Origin of the sequence: Marivirga arenosa (assembly GCF_030503895.2) — a bacterium.
Classification (GTDB): Bacteria; Bacteroidota; Bacteroidia; order Cytophagales; family Cyclobacteriaceae; genus Marivirga; species Marivirga arenosa.
Genome location: NZ_CP129970.2, coordinates 3,187,674 through 3,211,032, shown reverse-complemented (window position 1 = coordinate 3,211,032; position 23,359 = coordinate 3,187,674). Strand labels below are relative to the sequence as shown.

General features: G+C 34.3%; 19 protein-coding genes. 6 read left to right on the top strand and 13 right to left on the bottom strand.

Annotated elements, in window-relative coordinates:
- Positions 1-9 precede the first annotated feature (9 nt).
- Entirely contained in the window at positions 10-3,087 is a 3,078-nt protein-coding gene (locus QYS48_RS14010; protein WP_308356454.1) for a SusC/RagA family TonB-linked outer membrane protein, read from the bottom strand.
- Positions 3,088-3,350: 263 nt separating this feature from the next.
- Here QYS48_RS14010 and QYS48_RS14005 point away from each other — a divergent pair, with 263 nt between their 5' ends.
- Positions 3,351-4,391 carry a LacI family DNA-binding transcriptional regulator gene (locus tag QYS48_RS14005; RefSeq protein WP_302101112.1) on the top strand — a complete coding sequence of 347 codons (1,041 nt, stop codon included), beginning with the start codon at positions 3,351-3,353 and terminating at the stop codon, positions 4,389-4,391.
- A 3-nt stretch (positions 4,392-4,394) separates the two neighbouring features.
- Here the strand turns inward: QYS48_RS14005 and QYS48_RS14000 are convergent, their stop codons facing one another.
- The 3 genes from QYS48_RS14000 to QYS48_RS13990 all read right to left on the bottom strand — a co-directional run bounded on the left by QYS48_RS14000 (position 4,395) and on the right by QYS48_RS13990 (position 6,574).
- Positions 4,395-4,856 (bottom strand): hypothetical protein, encoded by a 462-nt coding sequence (locus QYS48_RS14000; protein ID WP_308356453.1) that lies wholly within the window; start codon positions 4,854-4,856, stop codon positions 4,395-4,397.
- Between the two features lie 111 nt (positions 4,857-4,967).
- The gene (locus tag QYS48_RS13995) at positions 4,968-5,516 is read right to left on the bottom strand and encodes a DinB family protein (RefSeq protein ID WP_308356451.1); all 549 of its coding nucleotides are present in this window, start codon (positions 5,514-5,516) and stop codon (positions 4,968-4,970) included.
- 56 nt (positions 5,517-5,572) lie between these two features.
- On the bottom strand, positions 5,573-6,574 hold the full coding sequence (locus QYS48_RS13990; RefSeq protein ID WP_308356450.1) for an endonuclease/exonuclease/phosphatase family protein: 1,002 nt from the start codon (positions 6,572-6,574) through the stop codon (positions 5,573-5,575).
- Positions 6,575-7,300: 726 nt separating this feature from the next.
- Here QYS48_RS13990 and QYS48_RS13985 point away from each other — a divergent pair.
- Together QYS48_RS13985 and QYS48_RS13980 are read left to right on the top strand one after the other, a co-directional pair.
- On the top strand, positions 7,301-9,268 hold the full coding sequence (locus QYS48_RS13985) for an IGHMBP2 family helicase (RefSeq protein WP_308356449.1): 1,968 nt from the start codon (positions 7,301-7,303) through the stop codon (positions 9,266-9,268).
- A gap of 11 nt (positions 9,269-9,279) precedes the next feature.
- On the top strand, positions 9,280-9,597 hold the full coding sequence (locus tag QYS48_RS13980; RefSeq protein ID WP_302101119.1) for a DUF6122 family protein: 318 nt from the start codon (positions 9,280-9,282) through the stop codon (positions 9,595-9,597).
- On the opposite strand, the gene QYS48_RS13975 is transcribed toward QYS48_RS13980, so the two are convergent.
- From QYS48_RS13975 to QYS48_RS13955, 5 genes are all read right to left on the bottom strand, one after another.
- Positions 9,594-11,399: an SLC13 family permease gene (locus QYS48_RS13975; protein WP_308356448.1), complete on the bottom strand. Its 1,806-nt coding sequence runs from the start codon at positions 11,397-11,399 to the stop codon at positions 9,594-9,596. The genes QYS48_RS13980 and QYS48_RS13975 overlap by 4 nt on opposite strands.
- 93 nt (positions 11,400-11,492) lie before the next feature.
- On the bottom strand, positions 11,493-12,566 hold the full coding sequence (locus QYS48_RS13970) for an oxygenase MpaB family protein (protein ID WP_308356447.1): 1,074 nt from the start codon (positions 12,564-12,566) through the stop codon (positions 11,493-11,495).
- A 51-nt stretch (positions 12,567-12,617) separates the two neighbouring features.
- Entirely contained in the window at positions 12,618-13,007 is a 390-nt protein-coding gene (locus QYS48_RS13965; protein WP_308356446.1) for a DUF2721 domain-containing protein, read from the bottom strand.
- Between the two features lie 4 nt (positions 13,008-13,011).
- On the bottom strand, positions 13,012-14,700 hold the full coding sequence (locus QYS48_RS13960) for a GMC family oxidoreductase (protein ID WP_308356444.1): 1,689 nt from the start codon (positions 14,698-14,700) through the stop codon (positions 13,012-13,014).
- Positions 14,697-15,287, bottom strand: coding sequence for a gluconate 2-dehydrogenase subunit 3 family protein (locus QYS48_RS13955; protein WP_308356443.1), 591 nt, complete (start codon positions 15,285-15,287; stop codon positions 14,697-14,699). The genes QYS48_RS13960 and QYS48_RS13955 overlap by 4 nt, the downstream gene beginning before the upstream one ends.
- Positions 15,288-15,431: 144 nt before the next feature.
- On the opposite strand from QYS48_RS13955, the gene QYS48_RS13950 reads away from it, so the two are divergent.
- From QYS48_RS13950 to msrA, 3 genes are all read left to right on the top strand, one after another.
- Positions 15,432-16,556 (top strand): Gfo/Idh/MocA family oxidoreductase, encoded by a 1,125-nt coding sequence (locus QYS48_RS13950; RefSeq protein WP_308356442.1) that lies wholly within the window; start codon positions 15,432-15,434, stop codon positions 16,554-16,556.
- Between the two features lie 172 nt (positions 16,557-16,728).
- On the top strand, positions 16,729-17,175 hold the full coding sequence (locus tag QYS48_RS13945; RefSeq protein ID WP_308356441.1) for a thioesterase family protein: 447 nt from the start codon (positions 16,729-16,731) through the stop codon (positions 17,173-17,175).
- 74 nt (positions 17,176-17,249) lie between these two features.
- Positions 17,250-17,891 carry a peptide-methionine (S)-S-oxide reductase MsrA gene (gene msrA / locus QYS48_RS13940; RefSeq protein ID WP_308356440.1) on the top strand — a complete coding sequence of 214 codons (642 nt, stop codon included), beginning with the start codon at positions 17,250-17,252 and terminating at the stop codon, positions 17,889-17,891.
- Positions 17,892-17,974: 83 nt separating this feature from the next.
- Here the strand turns inward: msrA and katG are convergent, their stop codons facing one another.
- The 4 genes from katG to QYS48_RS13920 form a co-directional block, all read right to left on the bottom strand.
- Positions 17,975-20,188, bottom strand: coding sequence for a catalase/peroxidase HPI (katG, locus tag QYS48_RS13935; protein WP_308356439.1), 2,214 nt, complete (start codon positions 20,186-20,188; stop codon positions 17,975-17,977).
- A gap of 307 nt (positions 20,189-20,495) precedes the next feature.
- Positions 20,496-20,834, bottom strand: coding sequence for an arsenate reductase (glutaredoxin) (gene arsC / locus QYS48_RS13930; RefSeq protein ID WP_308356438.1), 339 nt, complete (start codon positions 20,832-20,834; stop codon positions 20,496-20,498).
- 58 nt (positions 20,835-20,892) lie between these two features.
- On the bottom strand, positions 20,893-21,435 hold the full coding sequence (hslV, locus tag QYS48_RS13925) for an ATP-dependent protease subunit HslV (RefSeq protein WP_302101135.1): 543 nt from the start codon (positions 21,433-21,435) through the stop codon (positions 20,893-20,895).
- Positions 21,436-21,517: 82 nt separating this feature from the next.
- The gene (locus tag QYS48_RS13920) at positions 21,518-23,191 is read right to left on the bottom strand and encodes a pyruvate dehydrogenase complex dihydrolipoamide acetyltransferase (RefSeq protein ID WP_308356437.1); all 1,674 of its coding nucleotides are present in this window, start codon (positions 23,189-23,191) and stop codon (positions 21,518-21,520) included.
- Positions 23,192-23,359: the final 168 nt, after the last annotated feature.

Genomic DNA, 23,359 nt, shown 5'->3' with positions numbered 1-23,359 from the left:
AATATTTTTTTAAAATGTAACATTAAGACCTACCGTTAAAGTTCGCGGTCTAGGGAATGGTGTGTAATCAATCCCGAAAGATGGTATACCATCTCTACTTGCCGTATTAGAAACCTCAGGGTCAATACCACTATAATTTGTCAATACAAATAAATTCTGGGCATTTGCTGAAAGTCTCATAGATTTAATAAAACTACTTTCTCCTAGGTTGAAATTATACCCAACTGAAAGGTTTTGTAATCTTAAAAAGTCTCCTTTCTCTAAGAAGTTAGTAGAAACTATAGGAGTATTTCCTTGAGCCTCACCACTCTCTAAAACTTCCTCAGTTACGTTTCTTCCTGTACCTAAGCTACCAGCAGTAAAGAAGGCATTAGCGGTGTTATTATAGATATGATGACCACCTTGACCATTTAGATATAATGCAAAATCAAAGTTTTTATAAGTAGCTGTAGTATTAAAACCGAAATTCCAAACAGGAATTGGGAATTGTCCAGTAAGTTGACGTTCTCCTTCCTGTATATTATTAAATCCGTCTTCATCAAATCCATCAGATTCGATCATAAAATAAGCAAACAATGGCTGATTATTGGCTATTTGTTGAGCAAAATCTCCTGAAAGTCCTTGACCAAAAACATTTCCTGTATTGAAAAAGAAGGCACCTAGGTTACGAACTTCATTATCATTTCTAGACACATTAAAGCCAATGTTCCAAGTTAAATCTCCATTATCAATCGCCACATAATCCATCATGAGTTCAAACCCTTGATTTATTACGTTTGCATCCAGATTTCTCCAAGTAAAATCTGTTGCCGCTGGCTGTGGAGAGAATATTTGTATTAATAAATCAGTAGTGTTTTTGTAGTAATAATCAATACTACCTGTCAATCTATTATTTATAAACCCAAAATCAAAGCCTCCATTATACATGGCTGTCTGTTCCCATTGTAGGTCAGGGTTTTCATACGCAACATTTGATCTACCTGGTTGTATAATGCTGCCGTCAGCATTTACATCTAAATCCCCAAAAGATTGTCTCCTTTGATGTAGATTATGAGGGATTTCCTGATTACCCGTTACACCATATCCTAATCTTAACTTTAGATTATCAAATGCATCCGATGCCCAAGCTTCGTCAGAAATTCTCCAAGCAAATGCTCCAGATGGAAATATTCCATATTTATTATTTCCTCCAAATCTTGTAGAACCATCAGCTCTTAAAGTAGCAGTAAATAAAAATTTATCGAATAAATTGTAATTTACACGACCAAAAAATGATTGTAATTCATTATAATTTCCAAAAATATTTTCTACTACCGAGGTAATAGGGATATTTCCCGGATTTCCCAAAGTAGGTGCATTACCAAATTGATTGGTAAAGTAATCATCATTGGAAGGACTATATCCAAATTGTTGATAATCGCCATTAATAGCCTCACGTACTATATTTCCAGCTTCAATAGTTTGGTCAATCATAGCATCTAAGTCCGAAGTATTATATCCGAATCCTCCCACAGTAGAACCTGTGAAACGGAAATCTTGATAAGAATACCCACCTAGAATATCCAGATTACCATCCCCAACTTTCTTGTTGTAATTTAAAAGTGCCTCAAAGAGCGTACTTCTATTTATGTTTTCTACACTATATGCTCTACCATTCCCTGTTATTCCTCTTGCATCAATTACTAAATCTCTAGAAATGGCAGTATTTCTAGTGGAAGTAGCATAATCTAACCCACCATTTATTCTGAAATTCAAACTTTCAGTAATATCATAATCAACAGATATATTTACTAACGCTCTGTTTGTTTCAGCCAAATCTTGGTTATATGCTAATAGATTATTTGGATTCAAAAATCCTGGCTCTTGAAAATCAGGACTGTAGGTTGGAGGTGCAATTAAAGCAGCTCCAAGTAAATCTCCTTGGAAACCTGCATTATTGGTAATCGGAGCGAAACTGTCATTCACTCTAGATACATTAGCAGAAGTATTAAATGTTAATTTATCATCTAATAACCTTTGATTCCAATTTACTCGTGCATTAAATCTCTCTAACGAGGCGCTCTCAACTATACCATTTTGGTTTTCATAACCTACCGAAGCCCTGTAATTACCTGTTTCGTAAGAATCAGCATAAGAAATATCATGCTTATTAGAAACTGCTGTTCTAAAAATCTCATCTTGCCAATCAGTATCAGCATCATCAAATCTAACGTCTTCAGGATTTGATCCAAGGTCTTCTACTCCTTGAAGATATTGCTCCTTATTCAAAAGATTGTATCTGTTAGCTGGTGCAGAAATACTTACATTGGCATTGTAAGTAATTTGCTTTCCTAATCCTTTACCGCTTTTGGTAGTGATTAAGATAACACCATTTGCACCTCTTGCTCCATAAATAGCAGTAGCAGACGCATCTTTAAGGATGTCCATACTTTCTATGTCATTGGGATTTAAAAAGTTTAATGGGTTTCTTGGAGCAGAAGTACCTAAACCTCCGTCTGGGCCACCAGCAGTAACATCATTTCCTGACAAAGGAATACCATCTACAACAAATAATGGATTATTACCATTTCTTACGGATGAACTACCTCTGACTCTAATATTCACACCAGCACCTGGTTCACCACTGGCAGATGTAATTTGCACACCAGCTGATTTACCCTGAATCAATTGCTCAGGTGAGGAAATAACCCCTCCATTGAATTCTTTAGAACTAACACGTTCTACCGCTCCAGTAGCATCCCTAGCCTCCACTTGGCCATAACCTACTACCACAACCTCAGAAAGCTGTTCAACATCTTCCTCTAGCTTAACATTTACTACACTTCTACTTCCCACATCAATTGTTTGTGGTTTGTAACCAATGTAAGAGAATTTCAACTTAGCATCTGAGGGTACAGATAGTTTATAATTCCCATCGAAATCAGTAGTAGCACCATTTGTTGTGCCCACCACTAACACGTTAACGCCAGGTAAACCTTCCCCGGTCTTTGAATCTGTTACCGTACCGGTAACTGTCCTATCTTGTGCATAAAGGTTTCCCAGGGAAAACCAGCATACACTTGCGATAATTAGTAAAAAGTGTCTCATGAATTTTTAAATTTAGCCGTTTAATTGTTCAATAAGTGCTAATCAATTATAAAAATCAATTATTACTTATATCATTACACTTTGTATATTTAATGTGTTTAACAATAATTAAACATCAATGTAAAAATTACATCTAATCTCTGCAAGACTTTCAGTGTAAATTGTACACTTAGTCCCTTACGTAATCGTTTACGTAAATATTTTCTACTTTATTTATAATCTTTCTAAATAAAAAAGGGCTTTTTTGTTAAAATAATATAAAAATGAGTAAACATAACATTAGGTTAAAAGACATAGCAAAAGAATTAGGACTGAGTGTCCCCTCAGTTTCTCGCGCTTTAAACAATAAACCTGACATCAGCGAAAGCACTAAAAAAAAGGTATTTGAATTAGCAGAGAAGCTTCATTATCAGCGAAATGAATTTGCAGTTAATTTCAAAAATCAGCAATCCTTCATTATAGGAGTTATCATTCCCCAAATCGTGCATCACTTTTTCTCAAATGTTATTAATGGCATTATTACAGAAGCAGAAAAAGCGGGTTACGGCATTATGCTATATCAAAGTAATGAATCCTATCAATCAGAATTGAGAGGGGTTCAAACCTTTCAGAGAAGTATGATAGATGGACTTATTATTTCATTATCAGACAGCACCACCAATGTAGATCATCTTAGGAGTTTGCAAAATCATAATGTACCCGTAGTAATGATTGATAAAGTAAGCAATGCTCTAGAAACGGCTAAGATTATTTGCGATGATTTTAAAGGGGCTTTTGAAGCAACTGAGCATTTAGTGCAAATTGGCAAAACTAAAATCGCCCATATCACAGGCTCATTAGAGCCTCATACTACAAAAGAAAGGTATAGAGGGTATAAAGCTGCTTTGAAGCAACATAATCTCGAACTCAAAGACCAATTTATTAAAAAATGTAATCTAGTATCACAAGATGATGGTTTTAATGCCACTCTTGAACTTATGAAGCAGCATGATAAACCTAACGCAATTTTTTGCGCTACTGATCCTGCTGCAATTGGAGCCATTAAAGCCTTAAAAAAATTGAATATAAAGATTCCGGAAGATGTGGCCGTGATGGGATTTAGTGATTGGAATATGTCTTCTGTTATTGATCCTCCCCTTTCATCTGTAATTCAACCCGACCAAGAAATGGGCAAAAAAGCTGTACAATTAATTATAAATGAAATTGAATTGAGCAAACAAAATAAACCCGTACAGTATAAGACCCACGTAATGGAAACCTCCTTAATATTACGTGAATCTACATTGGGCAATAAAAATGAATGATTTTTATGCTGGTACTTTAATCATTTTCAAATCAATCAGTTTTGATTCTTCATAACCAATTGATAAATATCCAAAAACTCCACCCGCTGCTTCTGCAACTCTTTTTGCAATATCCTTCATGGATTCAATAAACTGAACTGCCCAATCTTTATCCACTTTAGTTAATATTGAATTTAGTCTTTCTATTTCTTCTATAACCTGCTTACTTCTTACTTCTGCTTCCTGAGGATATGAATTTAATAACTCATTTAAACTCTCTTCAAAATCAGGAGCTACCTCCTTATAATAACTTAATAATTCTTTCCTGGCCTTACTTTGCTTAATCTTCGTAACATTAACCGCCTCCTTTAATTCACTTTTGCTTATTTCCTCATCAGCGCCAGCGATTAATATGGTCACCATAGCCGGTATTTTTTTTAATAGATCTAGTTCAGACTCATTTAAGTTTTGAAGTTCTGGTATCATAGTTTTTTGTTTGATTTATCAGCAATATAAATAATCAGTGAAATAATTGACACGATTTAGGAGAGAAAAAAATTATTTTCGATAAATAAAATCAATACAACTACTAAAAAATCATTTCGGGAAATCCTTATGATGATTAATCGCCTCTATTTGGTGCTGATGATGTTTCATATGAGAAACAAAAAATTGTAGGCATTGAATTACATTTTGTTTACCTACCGCAGGGTGCATAAAGCAGAAGTGATTAATTTTATCTGTTGGGAAATCCTGCAAAAAGCTTAACAAGTCTTGATCTAACTTTTGCCATTGATGACCAAATTCATGAGCATCATCTCTGATGTCAAGATTTGATTTATTATCAGATAATACTTTGGGTGCTTTAAATTTCTTTTTGGAATTCAAGCGATTTACTAACAGCATGGTTTTCAGTTCTGCCTTTAATCCGAGCTTTTCATCCTTACGGTTGAAATCAAAATTCTGAAGAAATTTTAAACTTAGGGATTCTGAAGTGTAAAGATGTTGCATAACTTGTAACATTGACCAAGCATTTTCACTGGGCTGGAAATTCAATTGATCATCATTAAATACTTTTAATAAAGCATCATAATATTGTTTACCATTCTCATAGCGCTCCCAATGTTTTTGAATTTTTGAATGCATAATTATATAGTTTTATACTAAGCCAATTTAAAGGTTTAAAATTTTAAAATGAAGGATTATTTAAGACTAAAAGTCATCCAAACAGGCAGGTGATCTGAGATGTCTCCAGCTACTCTTAATACATCTGAGTCAATTTTAGAAATCTTGTTTTTATTATAAAAGATATAGTCTAATCTTTCGTAAGGTTTATCAGTATTGAAAGTAAAATACTTAGCTTCACTTTCTAAATATCTATCCTTTTCAATAGCCTCTCCAATATTAGGGTCAATTAAAAATAAACCAATCGTTATTTCCTCTTCCACTATATCAGAAGCGAAGGGTGGACGACTATTAAAATCCCCAATTAATAGAGTCGGGTAATCAGAAGAATAAGACTTATAAATATTATATACTTTTTTAGCTTGTAACTCTCTTGTCTCTTTATCGAAAGCCTCTAAATGAACGTTCATAATAATTAAAGTATCAGAACCTACTTGCACTTTAGTAATTTGTAATAATCGATCAAGATAAAAAGCATTATAGTAAAAAGGTGCACTAATTGGTTTTCTTAATGTGATAAATTCATTAGATAATATTTGCATTTTACTTAGAATACCTTGCCCAGATAACATCTTTCCAAAATGATTTCGAACTGGTAAGTATGGGAATGGAACATAGGACTTATCCCAGTTTACCGCATAAGCTCCTTGATAATAATTTAAGTAATTTCCTAGGCTATCAAACTGATTAATATTATAACTCCGAGAGGAAAAAAAATCCACTTCTTGCAAACCGATAAAATCATAATTGGCACTATCTAATATTCTAACAGATCGATCAAAATTATCTGTAAAAAGAGATTGTTTTCTATCTACCGCTAGGTTATTGGTCATACCCGATAAGTAACCAATATTGTAGGTCAATATTGAAAGGGTATCCGATGAAGACTTTAGCTCATTATTATAGTTTACAATTTGATCATATTTATCATCATCAGAAAAATTGGAACTGCCCCAAAAATAAAAAGTCACAATACTCAAAACGAGTAAAGCTAATAGTGTTAATAATATTTTTTTCATAGAACGATATTAATCAAAAAGAAGCACATCTTATAAAAATGAAACAGATGAACATAAAAAAGCAAAATATATTGATTTAATTATTTCAAGAAATAAAAATTAATACATAAAACATATCCCAGCGAAACCATAATAGTTATAGTAATAAATCCATCTATGAAGTTTAATCCCTTGATGTTCACTCATTAGATTAATAATATTATTAGAGTATAAAAATCTATTTGATTAATTGTAAAAACATTACAATAAGGGATGAAAATAGCCAATTACACCACTAAAATGTCTTCCAAATAATATTTTGCACAGGAATCAAAAACTAAAAGATTACTCAAGTTCATATTTAAACTTATTATTTATTAAAACAATATTAATATCTCATTATTAATATTTTATAAGGACTTAACTAATCATTAACTTGAATACTAATAAGCTGACCAAATTTTCTTCTGAGAGCATAATCAAGGGAGGCAATATGAAAATCCTTTACAAAGCGATTTAGTTTTACCGAATTTCTATCCATATCTATAAAATACAATTACTAAATACTTACAACACATATAGGAGTATAATGAAAAATGTATAATTAATTAATATGGGAGATTTTTGAAGTCAGACTCTAGATCATATCCTATATAATTATTTTAAGAGAAGACTTTAAAAATTAATTTTTACAAAACCCTACTCCTATTCAGTAAGTTTGTAGCAACTGAACAGATATTTCCTATCATGAAAAGCTTTAGCAACATCCATAAGTACAGAGAGCATTTCGAACACCTTATCCAGATTGAAAGAAAAGCAGAGATGGATTTTCATCTTAACGAAATCTTAATGCTAAACGGCAGGCAAAGGGAACGAAAAGGAAGAGCAATACTAGGGCTTAATGGTAGAGATGCTGGGACTGGAATTGGAGGTATGTATTTAGTAAAACTGGTTAAGGGTTCCGGGATCTCAGAGAATGAAATATCTAATGGGGATATCGTTATTATTTCAAAGGAGAAACCAACAGGAACAGAAGATCAAGCTACGGTAATTAGTAAGACTAAAAGAAGCATTACGATTGGGTATAATAAGACTCCCCCATATGTAGTTTATGGTAAAAATTTACGACTAGATTTATTCTCGAATGATATTACTTTTCAAAGAATGAGCGAAGCCTTAAGTGTAGCAGAAAAGAACCCCAAAATTCAAGAATTTCTAAAATCAAATATTGACTTTTTCAAAGATCATAATGAATCGGAAATTAGTATAGAATTAGACAAAAAGCTAAATGAAAAACAAGTTAGTATAGTCAAGCAAGCGAATAACTCAAATGATATTTTTCTAATACATGGCCCTCCCGGAACTGGAAAGACTACTACCCTATCCTATCTTATAAAAGCTTTCCATAATCAGAAAAAGAAAATCTTAGTAAGCGCTCCATCGAACACTGCTGTAGATAACATTTTAGATAAATTACACTCCTTAAATATACCTTCTACCAGAATAGGGAATCCTGTAAGGATGGATGAAAATTTACTGAGCTTAAGCTTAGATGTGAAATTACAAGACCACCCAGATTTCCAACAAGCTAACAGTATTTGGAATAAAATCCAGATCTTAAAAAAAGAACAAGAAGACTATATTCCTGCTACTGGGCAAAACAGAAGAGGTCTGAGCGATCATAAAATAATACAATTAGCAAATAGCAAGAAACCGTATAGAGGTATCCATCAATCCAAGCTTAGAAAGATGGCAAAGTGGATACAAATTCAGCAACAGATTAATAAAAGTTTTGATGATGCCAATGCTTTACAAGCCAATGCTATTGAAAGTATTTTAGAGAAAAGTGATGTTATTTGTACTACGAATTCTTCTGCTGGAAGCGAGTTATTGAAGGACATTATTTTTGATATAGTCTGTATAGACGAAGCTACTCAATCCACCGAACCCGAAGTATTAATTCCTTTGGTAAAAGGAAAAAAATGGATCTTAGCAGGTGATCATAAACAACTTCCCCCTACCGTAAAAGCACAAGAAGCTGCTCAACTTAATGTAAGCTTGTTTGAAAGATTTCAATCTGAACTGCCAAAAGATAGAATGGATATTCTAACGATTCAGTACAGGATGAATAAAGAAATAATGAAGTTCTCAAATGAACACTTCTATTCTAATCGCCTTAAAGCTCATCCTTCTGTAGCCCATCATAATTTAAAAGACATGCTGGGTTTCGAACCCTATCCTTACATAGATCCTATTATAGATGATGTTTTAAAAGCATCAAAACCCATAGTATTTATCCCCTGTGAAGAAGGAGTAGAGGAGCAATTAACGGATAGTTTCTCCTATTACAATAAAGAAGAGATTAAGCTAACTAAAAAGATTACGGATGCATTACTTTCCTCTAGGCTTTTTCCTGATGATATAGGAATCATTTGTCCTTATGATCAACAAGTATCTCGCTTAAAATCAGAAATGCGAGATTATCATATTGAAATTAAATCAATAGATGGTTTCCAAGGTCGTGAAAAAGAAGTAATCATAATTAGCCTAGTTCGATCAAACCAAGAAGGAAATATAGGCTTCCTCAGGGATTATAGACGATTAAACGTTGCATTAACCAGAGCTAAAAGAAAATTGATTATAATAGGAAACCCTAACACTATCAAGCAAGATAAAATGTATGAATCCTTATTAAATATGATAGGTCATGCTTAATTTGGTCCCTTATGATTGAAAACATTATCCATTATAGCCTACATTTTATTGCACCATTAGGAATTGCCTACTTGTATAATAAGCAAAATTGGAAGCAAGCCTATATTGTTTTATTAGGCACTATGTTGGTTGATTTAGATCATCTACTTGCTTCTCCTATATTCGACCCTAACAGATGTAGCATTGGTTTTCACCCACTGCATTCCTTTTACGCTATTCTCATATATTTCTTTCTCCTTTTCCCAAAACGTAGCAGATTGGTCGCAATAGGATTGCTTTTTCACATGTTTACTGATGGATTAGATTGCTTTTTGCAGGGCACCATTTAAAGACTCTCAAAAGGAAATAAGAGCGGTAAGAAGATAGTCGCTAAAATCCAGAAAAGAAGATTTAACATCACCCCTACCTTTGTAAAATCAGTAAACTTATAATTGCCAGATGTATAAACCATGGTATTAGTCTGATAACCAATTGGAGTCATAAAACTAGCCGATGCAGCAAAAGTAACTGCCATCAAAAATGGGGTGGGTACTAAACCTAACTGAGTACTGATAGCAATTGCAATGGGTGCCATTAAAGCTGCAGTTGCATTATTAGACATTAATTCGGTTAAAAATGAAGTAGCTAAATATAACCCACTTAAAACAATTACAGGACCAAATCCGCCTAATTGACTAATTAATCCTCCTGCTATTTTCTGATCTAATCCGGTATTACTCAAAGCCACACCAAAGCTTAAAACACCAGCTAGAAGAAAAACTATCTTCCAATTGATGGCTTTATATACCTCTCTCATGCTGAGCACATTTAACAGTACTAAAGCTACTACACCAGCCATAACTGATATCACAATATCTAGTATTCCAAAACTAGCTAAAGCAATCACAATCCCCAATATACTGGTGACTAGCATAAATTGCTTTTTATTGAAATCTACCATATGATCAGAAGATAATAGAGCAAATGGCGCGTTTTGACTCATCTCTTTTTTACGAAGTTCCTTCACATAGTGAGACTTCACCTCTGCTAAAAGTACATCCCCAGCTTTTAGCTTTATATCATATAAATCTTCATGAATTACTTCCTCTCTATGCCGAATCGCTAAAGGAGATGCTCTATACCGTCTTCTAAAGTCCAATTCCGAAAGATTTTTACCATCAAATTCGGAATTAGCACTCACCACCATTTCAACTAATGAGGAACCTGTGCCTTTTAGATTATCACCCGCCATTTTTAGCGATGATCCTTCCAATACTTTTGCTCTACTTTTTAATTCCTTGATGTTTGAGAGATTACATCTCACTTTCAATACATCGCCTGCATTTAATATAAAATCCCCCTGAGGTAAATTGTATCGAGTTCCACTTCTATTGATTTCTAATATATCAATCCGTAAATCCTTCACTAAAGAACTTTCCATAATGGTTTTACCAATAGAATCAGTATTCTCTTGTAATTCTATTTCAGTCAGATATTCACGCATCCCAAATTTTTCTTCTAGGTCTTCACCATTTTTTCTGTTTTTAGGTAAAATTCGTGACCCTATCAGCATCATGTACATCGTACCAACAATGACCAATATAATCCCGAATGGTAATAATTGGAACATTGAGAACCCTTCAAAACCAAAATCTTGAGCAATACCGCTCACTAACACATTGGTTGAAGTACCGATATAAGTACAAGTTCCTCCAAAAATAGAGGCAAATGACAATGGAATTAATAACTGAGAAGGGCTCCTACCTGTGCTTTTAGCGATTTGAATCACTACTGGTATGAATACCGCAACAACGGGAGTATTATTAATAAATGCTGAAATAAGAGCAATTAAAAACATCATAAGAACCAAGCCAAGCCTAAAATTACGCTTAAAAATGTCTGATAATTTATAGGCAACAAATTGAAGCGCTCCTGTTTTTAATAATGCAGCACTCATTACAAACATAAAAGCAACTGTAATGGTAGCGGTATTGCTAAATCCTTTAATCCCTTCTACTGGAGTAATCACTCCCGTTATAACCAAAGCACAAATGATTACGAGTCCGATTAAATCTACCGACAGCTTTTCAGTTACAAAAAGAATGATTGCCAATAAAATAATGGCAAGAGTTGCAATAGTTTGAAAATCCATAGTTTAGGTTTAGCCAGCACAAATATAGAATGAAATTCTATAAATCTACTAAACCTATAGAGAATTAGATTTAAAGGACTTTACTTGGTTTAATTAAGAAGCTAGTTTTGATAAAAATTGAAAAGGTGAACTCTCAGATTTACGCTCACCGAATTGCTTCTTTAAAAGAATAAACTCCTTTTGGTAATTTGCTGGAAACGCATTTCTAATCGCATTAACATTTTTGATATTGCTTATTAAATCAACATCCACTCTATCATAAGGTAATCCTATCATATTGCAGATATCCTCTCCTAATAAATAGCTCATCATAGTGGTAGAAGGAAATGGAAAAGGCAATGGTTGACTTTTAATATAATTTTGGAGATTGACTGCCAGCATCTCCCCTTCTTTAGAGTACTTGAAATTTCTTTGCTTTATTTTTTGCTCTAAAATAAAAGCATCTTGATTAGTATCTGGTAACCAAGCATTCTGAATACCTAGCATTTCACCTATCATATTCCAGTATTGAATATAGGTTTGAGATTCCTCAGAACTTATTGTGTATCCTAATTTTCTAAGTCCGCGAATTGCTATTAATGAAAATGAAAGATTAGTTCCAGCCATATCCTCCTGATTCACTGGATAGCCAAAGTCATCTTTCCACTTTCCACTTTTCAATAAATGGTACCGAATTGCAGCATGCATTAAACGCACTTTAGCAATACTTATAAATCCTTTTCCATTAGGTTGAAATGCTTCAGGACTACACACATCAAAAACAAACTCCGCTGTTTCAGTTAATCTCTTTTCGGGTTGCTCATATATTCTCTTTGAAAAGCTTAGCACTTTGGCGCCCTCAGCAGCTGCATAACAATATGGAAGTGAAAGCATACCTAGGCAAAGCATAACAGGTGCTGCATGCTTTAAGTAAAATGCAGAACCATTATCCGCTAAAATCTCATCTACCTTAGATGATTTAATATCGGAAAAATATTTACTTAAAACATCGGGAAAATCTTTAGGAATAGCCTGATTATTATAGATCAATTGATTATATGAATCAGATTTTAGCGGATTAAATCCGGTTTCGAAAAGAATCTTTACAGTTTTATCTGCTAACTCATCGCCCTGCTTTCGAGCAAGAGCCAATTCGGTATTTGGGTATTTAAGTTTTGTAGTGCTCACAACAAACTAAACAGATAATGAGGCAAATTGATTAAATAAATTTACATAAAATCATTTTTCAATATCTCCCATCTGAATATTCAAGGCCTTAACACTAATTTGTATTTCGATAATAGATAAGAGAAGTGAAATCATCAACAGGACTAATGAAAAGCCAAATATTATACTCCCTGCCATTTGATGCTCTTGATAAATCGTAAACATACTCACCACACAAAAGAATAAGGATGATATACCTAATAACTGCATATTTCTTATTAAAAGAACCCGTTTTTTTAAATTAGAAATTTGAGCTTTAATTTTCACATCATTCTCCTGCATATAGCGGGCATGTAAACTTCTAATTAGATTCGCTATTGCTAAAAAACGATTAGTATAAGCCAACAATAACAAAGAAATCGCTGGGAATAATAAAGCTGGTGTGGTTAAGGAAATCGTCATTCCATTATAAATTCATTTTCTTTAATTCTGAAACTGCATAATCAACGGCTCTAGCGGTTAGCGCCATATAAGTTAAACTTGGATTTTGACATGCTGATGAGGTCATAGCAGAACCATCGGTAACAAATACATTGGGAACTTCGTGAAGTTGATTATGGCTATTTAACATGGATGTTTTAGGATCACGCCCCATTCTGGCGGTACCCATTTCATGAATACCAAAACCAGGCACTGCTTTCATATTGACAGTCTCAATATTTTTCCCGCCAGCTACTTCCAACATCTCAGCGCCTGTTTTCATCATATCTTTTCGCATATTATGTTCGTTTTCTTTAAACTCACAATCAATATGCAAGGTAGGCAAGCCCCATTTGTCTCTTACATTTTCATTTAGGGTTACTTGATTATCTTCATAAGGCAAAGTTTCCCCAAAAGGCATAAAAGACATTTCCCAGGGACCAGGTTTTAATAAAGCATCTTTAAATTCAGCTCCAAAACCTGCTAATCGATTCCCATACCCCCATCCAGCTCGATTTCCACCTCCTTGGAAGCCATAACCTCTAATAAAGTCAGGATGTTTGCTTTTAATATTTTGAAAACGAGGCACATAAATACCATTTGGACGATAACCCGTATGATATTTATCATTAAAGTCATCAAATTGAGCCTTCACATAAACTTCAAAATGATGATCCATTAAGTTCTTTCCTAATGTTCCGCTTGTATTTCCTAAACCTTCTGGGAATCGGTCACTTCTTGAATTCAGCATAATCCAAGTAGAGCCTAATGTAGAAGCACAGAGAAATATTACTTTCGCATAATACTCATGATATTCGTTGGTTTCAGCATCAATTATTCTAACGCCTTTTGCTTTATTGGTACTATCATCCAGAATTACAGATTCTACAATAGAATTGGGCCTTAAAGTCATGTTCCCTGTAGCCGTTGCAGCGGGTAAGGTTGATGAATTACTACTAAAATACCCCCCATATGGACAACCTCTACTACACAGGTTTCTATACTGACATTTGGTTCGATTATGCTTATTTTCTGTAAGGTTTGCAGTTCTACCAATAGTCATGAAACGGTCATCCCAATTCTTTTCGATAGCCTTTTTAACCTTATCCTCCACGCAATACATATCCATAGGAGGTTGGAATTTTCCATCTGGTAGTTGGGCATAACCTTCATTTCTTCCAGAAACTCCAATAAACTCTTCCACTTTATCATACCATGGCGCTAAGTCTTCATAGCGGATAGGCCAATCCACCCCTATACCATCTTTAGCATTGGCTTCAAAATCCATAGGCGACAATCTATAGCTTTGTCGTCCCCAAGTTAAGGATCTACCTCCTACATGATTTCCTCTAATCCATCTGAATTCTTTGTTATCTGGAGTAGTATAAGGATTTTCTTTATCGTTTACCCAGAAATGCTTGGTAGCCTCATCAAAGGCGTAAGTCTTGCTTTGTACGTAATATTCCTCCTGTACTTCCTGAGATTCTTTCCCCCTGTGATCAAATTCCCAAGGGGCTTTATTCATAGTAGGATAATCTTTAATATGCTCAACATTCCTACCGCGCTCTAATACTAAAGTTTTTAATCCTTTCTCGGTCAATTCTTTTGCTGCCCATCCGCCAGAAATACCTGATCCTACCACTATAGCATCAAATTCATTACTTTTTTTACTCATCCCTGAAAATAATTTCCTACCCTTAATTTTTGATTTGATTCCATAGGTTCACATCCAATTAATTGGGATGGAACTGGCATATAGTCCAGATGCTTAGTCATGATTTCTTCTGAAGTGAAATATCCTAATAAAACTAGCTCCTTAAGCATTAAGAAGAAAGGCTTTTCATTAGGATCGTTTTCAAATGACAAATATTTAATTTCGCTTTGCAAGCTAAAAAGAGCATCATATTTCTCTTCATTATTTAGATCAGTGAATATCTTTCCGTTTTTCAATTCACAATTTTTTTCAAAATTATCTAAACCCTCTAAAAACTGTTGCTGCTCTTTTTTATTATATACTTCAGCCACCATCTTATCTACAAAAGAATCGACTCCTACATCTAGTGCACCTGGAGTGTCCGTTTTAGGCAAAATTTGATCCGCTAAAGCCGCTATTAATAAGGCTTGTTTTTCATTAAAGAACTTGGGTTTCCATCCTAGTGGCTTTTTAGATTCGCAGGATTGAACTAAATGCATCAACAAGGGCGAAGTAGCCGCAAATCCCAATGCCAAGCCTGTTTTTTTAATAGCTTCTCTTCTATTCATTCTTCAATTTTTCGATATCAAATTTAATAATAACTAAGTTATTGTTTAGTTTCAAGAAATCAGAAATGATTTCAGTTAAAGATTTTATAAATGGTGGAATTTATCCATCAGCCTAGATAGATAAAAACATCAAAATATTTCAGTATGAGTTCAGAATTAAAAATGGGAATGATTGGCGGTGGCCCGGGGTCTATGATTGGAGATATACATAGAATAACCGCTACTGCCAGTAAAAAAGCTAAACTAGTATGTGGAGCTTTTAGCGCAAAAAAAGAGAAATCATTAGAAAAAGGAAAAGATTTAGGTTTAGATGATTCAAGAATTTACGGCAGTTATGAAGAAATGATTGAAAAGGAATCACTTCTAAGTCCGGAAGACCGAATGGATTTTGTTGCCATTGTAACCCCAAACTTTTTACACGTAAAACAAGCTAAAGCTGCATTAGAAGCTGGTTTTCATGTGATATGTGACAAACCCTTGGCCTTTGATTATTATGAAGCCAAAGAATTTCAGAAAGTAGTTGAAAACACCAAGGCTCAATTTGCTATGACTTATACCTACAGAGGTTATCCTTTATTAGAAAAGGCGGAAGAATTAATTAGTTCTGGTCATTTAGGTGAAATCAGAAAAGTAAAAGTAGACTACTCACAAGGTTGGCTTTCACAATTAATTGAAGCCGAAGGTCACAAACAAGCCAGCTGGCGAACTGATCCAGAAAAATCGGGTGTTGGCGGTACTATTGCAGACATTGGAACTCATGCATTTAACTTATTAGAATCTGTTAGTGGATTAAAAGTGAAAAGTTTAATGGCTGATGTTTCAATCCTAGTAGATGGAAGGAAAATTGATGATGACACCAATGTACTTTTAGAAATGGATAACGGAGCAAAGGGATATCTATCCTGTAGTCAAATATGCACAGGGGAAGACCAAGATTTAAGTCTTCACATTTATGGTAGTAAGGCTGGTTTAATTTGGAATCATAATGAACCAAATGAAATTACAATCAAATACCCTGATTTTAAAGAGGAAAAAATAAAAGGACTTGATCATGAATTAGGTGAATCACATGAAATTCATATCCCAGGACATTCACCATATTTTACAGAAGCATTTCAAAGAATTTACGATGGTTTTTATGACACCATCCAAAATGGAATCGATAATGACAAATTTGTAAAAGCCAATATAAATGATGGCGTAAGAGGCATGCAGTTTATTGAAAAAGCAATTCAATCCTCAAGAGAAAAAAAATGGGTTATTTTTTAAAACAATTCTTATCAATCCAAACATATTCTTAACTATTTATGATGAAAGATCTAATCATAAACAGATCTTACCGTTCAATAATAGATTCTAAAATTAAGGTAAAACCTAATAAGCAATTCACTGTTGTCTTTTGAATTAAAATGGTAATTTCACCTTTTTTAAAAATCAATTTATGAAACCAAGCGTAGACCCTAATAACTTTAAATTCTCAGAATATATTCAGGTAAGATGGACTGATTTGGATCCATTAGCCCATGTAAACAATTCAATATATATACAGTATTTTGAAATAGCTAGAGGTAGATATATGTTGGAAGCAGCTCCTAGCTGGGATTGGCACAAAGACATGTTTTTATTGGCCAATATCAATTGCGATTATTTACAGGAATTAAAAATTGGCATGCCCAAAACCAAATGCTGGGTAAGAACAAAGGAAATGGGAAAGAAAAGTTTTGTAATCGAGTACATGATCACAACTGATGATAAAAATGTTCATACTGTAGGTACATCTATCCAAGTAATGTTTGATACTAAAAGCAAAACCACAATAGAAATTCCTGATTGGCTTAGAAATGAAATAGCTTCCTACGAGAAGGAAAATACAATTAATATAAAATAGCAAGTCCCTGACTATCATCAACTGGCTAAAACTAAAAACTAGTCTAAGTCGTTGATAAACCAAAACTAATAACTATGATGATAAGAAATATAAGCATTGTAATTTTAAGTATGCTATTTTTCGCCTGTGCTGCGGAAAATGAAAAAAAGGAAAAAACTCAGAATACCTCAGAGATCATTCAAAATCCAGCAGCAATAGATACCGCTTATTTTGCTGGTGGTTGTTTTTGGTGTGTAGAAGCCTCTTTCGAACAAATTAAAGGCGTAAAAGAAGCTGTTTCAGGCTATTCTGGTGGAGAAAAGAAAAACCCTACTTATAAAGAGGTGAGTTATGGTAAAACCAATCATGCGGAAAGCGTAATGGTATTATATGATCCGACTGTAATCACATACGAAAAACTACTCGATATTTTCTTTGTTGCTCATGATCCAACGCAGTTAAACCGTCAAGGACCAGATGTGGGGAAGCAATATAGATCCGCTATTTTCTACAGAAATTCTAAAGAAAAAAATATCGCGTTAAAGAAAATGAATGAATTAGCGCCAAAATTTGAAGATAAGATTGTAACTGAACTAACTCCATTTACAAAGTTTTGGAAGGCTGAAGATTATCATCAGGATTTCGAAAAGAAAAACCCTAATAATCGATATATAGTAAACGTATCTAGACCTAAAATTGAAAAGGTAGCTAAGACTTTTAAAGATATTTTGAAATAATTCTTAATTAGAAGAATTATAAAAGAAGAAAGGCATCCGCTGATTAGCGGATGCCTTTTCTATTTATGATATAACAGCTATTATTATTTTAAATCGAATAGATCTAAGTTCATTACTTTATCCCAAGCTTTTATAAAGTCTTTCACAAACTTTTCCTTTGCATCATTCTGAGCATATACTTCAGAAATTGCTCTTAATTGAGAATTAGAACCAAATACTAAATCAACTCTAGTACCTGTCCATTTAGTTTCACCTGAACTTCTATCTTTTCCTTCAAAAATATCATCCTCTTTAGAAGGCTCCCATTTCGTATTGATATCTGTGATATTAACAAAGAAATCATTTGAAAGCTTCCCTGGATTATTCGTTAAAACACCATGCTTAGAGCTATTATAATTAGCATCTAATACTCTTAAACCACCGACTAATACAGTCATCTCTGGAGCGCTTAGAGTTAATAATTGTGCTTTATCAATTAGCATTTCCTCATCAGGAACTGTGAAAGCCGCTCTTCTATAGTTTCTGAAACCATCTGCTTCAGGCTTTAACCAATTGAATGATTCAATATCAGTTAATTCTTGTGAAGCATCGGCTCTTCCTGCTGAGAATGGAACCTCAACCTTATGACCTGCATCTTTAGCAGCTTTTTCAACAGCAGCACATCCACCTAACACAATCATATCAGCTAAAGATATTTGCTTGTTGCCTGATTGAGCATCATTGAACTTCTTTTGAATTCCTGAAAGAGTATCAATTACTTTTGATAATTGAGCAGGTTGATTTACCTCCCAGTCTTTCATTGGAGTTAATGCAATTCTTGCTCCGTTAGCACCACCTCTCATATCTGATCCTCTGAAAGTTGAGGCAGATGACCATGCCGTATAAACTAATTCAGAAACCGATAAACCGGATTCTAAGATTTGAGCCTTTAATTCTTTAACATCAGCATCATTTACCAAGTCATGAGTCACCTCAGGAATTGGATCTTGCCAATCTAAATCCTCCTCCGGTACTTCTGGTCCTAAATACCTTACTTTAGGCCCCATATCTCTATGCGTTAATTTAAACCAAGCTCTAGCAAAAGCATCAGCAAATTCATCAGGGTTTTTATGGAAATGTTCTGAGATTTTTCTGTACTCAGGATCTTCTTTCATGGCCATATCGGCAGTAGACATCATAATCCCTACTTTCATAGATGAATCTTCAGCATCAGGCGCTTTATGTTCATCTTTAAGATTTTTCGGCACCCATTGATGCGCTCCTGCAGGACTTTTTGATAATTCCCAATCATAACCAAATAGAACATCAAAGTAGCTCATATCCCAAGTAGTAGGTGTTGGGGTCCATGCCCCTTCTAAACCACTGGTTATGGTATCTCTTCCTTTTCCACTTTTATGCTTACTGATCCATCCAAAACCCATTTGTTCAATAGGGGCTGCTTCAGGCTCAGGACCAACTAAGGCTGCATCACCAGCACCATGTGTTTTACCAAATGTATGACCACCTGCAGTTAAAGCAACAGTTTCGTAATCATTCATGGCCATACGAGCAAAAGTCTCTCTAATATCCTTAGCCGATGCTAAAGGATCTGGATTACCATCTGGACCTTCAGGATTCACATAAATCAATCCCATTTGTACCGCTGCCAATGGATTTTCTAAATCTCTTTCACCCGTATATCTATTGTTTCCTAGCCAAGTTTCTTCAGCACCCCAATAAATATCTTCTTCTGGTTGAAAAATGTCTTCACGGCCACCGGCAAAACCAAAAGTTTTGAATCCCATTGATTCTAAGGCAACATTACCTGTTAGAATATACAGATCCGCCCAAGATACACTATTACCATATTTTTGTTTGATAGGCCAAAGCAGTCTTCTTGCCTTATCTAAGTTACCATTATCAGGCCAGCTATTGATAGGAGCAAATCTTTGATTGCCTGTTCCAGCACCACCACGGCCATCACCTGTTCTGTAGGTACCAGCACTATGCCACGCCATTCTAATCATAAAAGGACCATAATGACCATAATCGGCAGGCCACCAATTCTGAGAAGTAGTAAGTACCTCTTCAATATCTTTTTTCAGTGCCTTTAAATCAACTTTCTTAAAAGCCTCTGCGTAGTCAAAATCTTCTCCTAGGGGATTTGACTTAGATGAATGTTGATGTAAAATTCCAAGATTGAGCTGGTTAGGCCACCAATCCTTGTTCATAGTACCCTGTCCACCGATAGTAGTATTACCACCATGCATCACTGGGCACTTTCCTACATCTCCAAGATTATTCTTCATGTGTTCCATAATAAAAAAAGTGTTTAGGTTAGATTCTTTTGTAATATAGTAAGTAAAAGAATATAATGAAAATCTATAATTTTTATATAGTCATAATCAAAAGCTATAATAGTGAGTCAAGCCAGTAACCTATATAAATTATAGATAATTAATAAAAATTAAAAATATTTATAGTTTTTAATCATAAATTCACACTGCTATTAGCTGATTGTTATAAATAATACAAAAGTGATATATATATCTGATTTTATAATACAATAAAAAAGGCGATGGAATATAATTCACATCGCCTGTAAAAGTACTTTACATATAACTATTAAATAATTTCTAATACTTTCTCCGGTGGTCTACCCACTACAGCTTTATCACCATTTATAAGAATTGGTCTTTCAATTAATTTAGGTTCTGCAATCATGGCTTCTATCCATTGAGAATCAGAAAGCTTTTTACCCTTATATAACTCTTTAAAAACCTTTTCATTTTTTCTAATTAATTCTTCAGGAGAAATACCAAGCTTCTTTATTACATCTTCTAATTCAGCATGAGTAGGTATTTCCTTTAAATATTGCTTAATATCGGGTTCAATACCTTTTTCGGTCAAAAGCTTCAATGCTTCTCTACTTTTACCGCATCTTGGGTTATGATAGATTTCCATAGTTCAAAAATTTTTTAGTGGTTCATTAAAAAATAATAAAAAGAATGATTTCTTAAAACTATTTAATAGTCTCTACAACTAAATTATGGTTTGTATAGATACAAATATCCGCTGCAATATGCAGACTTTCCTTTACAATATCCTCCGCTGATAATTTATCGCCTGCATGTTTTTTTAAAGCCGTAGCAGCAGATTGAGCATACATACTACCTGAACCAATAGTGGCTATTTGATTATCAGGTTCCAATACATCGCCTGTTCCAGATATAATTAACACTTCATCTTTATCCGCTACGATCATCATAGCTTCTAACTTTCTTAAATAACGATCTGTCCGCCACTCTTTTGCTAACTCAATAGCTGATCTTTTCATGTTACCGCCAAAAGCATTTAGCTTTTCATCAAACTTTTCAAGTAAGTTGAATGCATCTGCTGTTGAACCTGCAAAACCTGTTACTATTTTACCGTCCTGCAATTTTCTTATCTTCTTTACATTACTTTTGGCTACTGTATTTCCCATCGTTGCCTGACCATCTGCTCCAATGGCTACTTCACCCTTATGTACTACTGCACAGACCGTTGTTGATTTTATATTTGACATCTGAATCTTCTAATTTATTTTATGAATAAAAAAGTCTCGCTATAGAACAACGAGACTTTATAAATGAGGTTAAGATATATTTTTAAATTAATATTCTTACTGGATCTTCTAGTAAGCCTTTTAGTGTTTGTAAGAAGGCTGAACCTACAGCTCCATCTACCACTCTGTGGTCACATGATAAGGTAACTTTCATTACATTGCCTGGCACTAATTCACCATCTTTTACTACAGCAGTTTTCTTGATTCCTCCCACTGCTAAAATACAAGCATCTGGCGGATTTATAATGGCTGTAAACTCTTCAATACCAAACATACCCAAGTTTGAAACAGTAAAGGTGTTACCTTCCCAATCTTTAGGTTCTAGTTCTTTATTGTGGGCTTTTTTAGCAAAATCTTTTGCTTCAGCAGCAATGTGTGATAATGATTTATTATCTGCAAACTTGATAACCGGAACTAATAAACCTTCTTCAACTGCTACGGCCATACCAACGTGTACATGGTGATTTCTTCTGATTTTATCACCTAACCATGAACTATTAACTTTAGGATGCTGACGTAATGAAGCAGCCACCGCTTTAATAACCATATCATTAAATGATATTTTCACAGGGCTCATCTCATTCATGCTCTTACGTGCCTCCATAGCCTTATCCATGTTAATTTCCATGGTTAAATAGAAATGAGGTGCAGTGAATTTACTTTCAGAAAGTCTTTTCGCTACTGTTTTTCTCATTTGAGAAACTTTCACCTCTTCGTAGCTTTCTTCACCTACTACTTTAGGTATATTGATAGACTGCTCAGTACTAGTTTGTTTTTGAGATGCCTCGCTGGATTTTGCTTTAGGAGTAAAGTTCTCAACATCAGCTTTTATAATTCTTCCATTATTACCAGAACCCTCTACCTCAGCTAAATCAATACCTTTATCCTGAGCAATCTTTTTAGCTAAAGGACTAGCAAAAATTCTTCCTCCCTTTTTATTTTCTGACTGAGTATTCGCTGAAGCATTTGGACTTGGAGAAGATGATTCTTTTTTAGAAGAAGACTCCTCTTTCTTATCATCTTTTTTACTTTCTTTATTAGATGATGATCCCGATTTCTTCTGCTCATGCGCTTTCAATAATTTCTCATAATCAGCACCTTCTTCACCGATAACAGCAATAACACCATCAATTGGGGCCGCATCACCTTCTTTTATTCCGATGTATAATAAAGTACCATCTTCATAGGCTTCCAGCTCCATAGTAGCTTTATCAGTCTCAACTTCTGCTAATATATCTCCAGCCTCAACCTTATCCCCTTCTTTCTTCAACCATGAAGCGATTACACCTTCCTCCATGGTATCACTCATTTTAGGCATAGTGATCAGGTTAGCATTTACATCCGATGCATCTACTTCTTCCTCATTTGAATCAGAGCTTGAATCGCTAGATTCTTCTTCATCAGAACCGCTATAATCATTACTACCACTATCACCACCACCTTCTTTAATATCTTTTAATAGGCCTTCAATATCTTCTCCTTTTTCTCCAATAATGGCTATTACTCCATTTACGGGCACTGCGTCTCCTTCTTCAATACCAATATGTAAAATTACACCATCTTCATAAGACTCTAATTCCATTGTGGCCTTATCGGTTTCTACCTCAGCCAATATATCTCCAGATGATACCTCATCGCCCTCTTTCACTAACCAAGAGGAAATTACACCCTCCTCCATGGTATCACTCATTTTGGGCATTTTTATTACTTCAGCCATATATGTCTATTTCAAATTAAACTTGTCAAAAATAATGGGATTCGTTCTTAATTCAAATTAAATGAATTAAAGTATTAAGAATACCGTAAATCTTTAGTATTGTTTTAAATTATTTAACATTAAAAAGCCCGCACCATTTAAGGAACGGGCTGATTTATTAAATTTTAA

Excerpts from the sequence above, each read along its gene's own strand:
- QYS48_RS13950 (WP_308356442.1), top strand. The coding sequence starts at position 15,432 with ATGAGTTCAGAATTAAAAATGGGAATGATTGGCGGTGGCCCGGGGTCT.
- QYS48_RS14010 (WP_308356454.1), bottom strand. The coding sequence starts at position 3,087 with ATGAGACACTTTTTACTAATTATCGCAAGTGTATGCTGGTTTTCCCTG.
- QYS48_RS14000 (WP_308356453.1), bottom strand. The coding sequence starts at position 4,856 with ATGATACCAGAACTTCAAAACTTAAATGAGTCTGAACTAGATCTATTA.
- QYS48_RS13995 (WP_308356451.1), bottom strand. The coding sequence starts at position 5,516 with ATGCATTCAAAAATTCAAAAACATTGGGAGCGCTATGAGAATGGTAAA.
- QYS48_RS13945 (WP_308356441.1), top strand. The coding sequence starts at position 16,729 with ATGAAACCAAGCGTAGACCCTAATAACTTTAAATTCTCAGAATATATT.
- QYS48_RS13980 (WP_302101119.1), top strand. The coding sequence starts at position 9,280 with ATGATTGAAAACATTATCCATTATAGCCTACATTTTATTGCACCATTA.
- QYS48_RS13975 (WP_308356448.1), bottom strand. The coding sequence starts at position 11,399 with ATGGATTTTCAAACTATTGCAACTCTTGCCATTATTTTATTGGCAATC.
- arsC (WP_308356438.1), bottom strand. The coding sequence starts at position 20,834 with ATGGAAATCTATCATAACCCAAGATGCGGTAAAAGTAGAGAAGCATTG.
- QYS48_RS14005 (WP_302101112.1), top strand. The coding sequence starts at position 3,351 with ATGAGTAAACATAACATTAGGTTAAAAGACATAGCAAAAGAATTAGGA.
- QYS48_RS13920 (WP_308356437.1), bottom strand. The coding sequence starts at position 23,191 with ATGGCTGAAGTAATAAAAATGCCCAAAATGAGTGATACCATGGAGGAG.
- QYS48_RS13960 (WP_308356444.1), bottom strand. The coding sequence starts at position 14,700 with ATGAGTAAAAAAAGTAATGAATTTGATGCTATAGTGGTAGGATCAGGT.
- QYS48_RS13985 (WP_308356449.1), top strand. The coding sequence starts at position 7,301 with ATGAAAAGCTTTAGCAACATCCATAAGTACAGAGAGCATTTCGAACAC.
- QYS48_RS13965 (WP_308356446.1), bottom strand. The coding sequence starts at position 13,007 with ATGACGATTTCCTTAACCACACCAGCTTTATTATTCCCAGCGATTTCT.
- hslV (WP_302101135.1), bottom strand. The coding sequence starts at position 21,435 with ATGTCAAATATAAAATCAACAACGGTCTGTGCAGTAGTACATAAGGGT.
- QYS48_RS13955 (WP_308356443.1), bottom strand. The coding sequence starts at position 15,287 with ATGAATAGAAGAGAAGCTATTAAAAAAACAGGCTTGGCATTGGGATTT.
- msrA (WP_308356440.1), top strand. The coding sequence starts at position 17,250 with ATGATGATAAGAAATATAAGCATTGTAATTTTAAGTATGCTATTTTTC.
- QYS48_RS13990 (WP_308356450.1), bottom strand. The coding sequence starts at position 6,574 with ATGAAAAAAATATTATTAACACTATTAGCTTTACTCGTTTTGAGTATT.
- katG (WP_308356439.1), bottom strand. The coding sequence starts at position 20,188 with ATGGAACACATGAAGAATAATCTTGGAGATGTAGGAAAGTGCCCAGTG.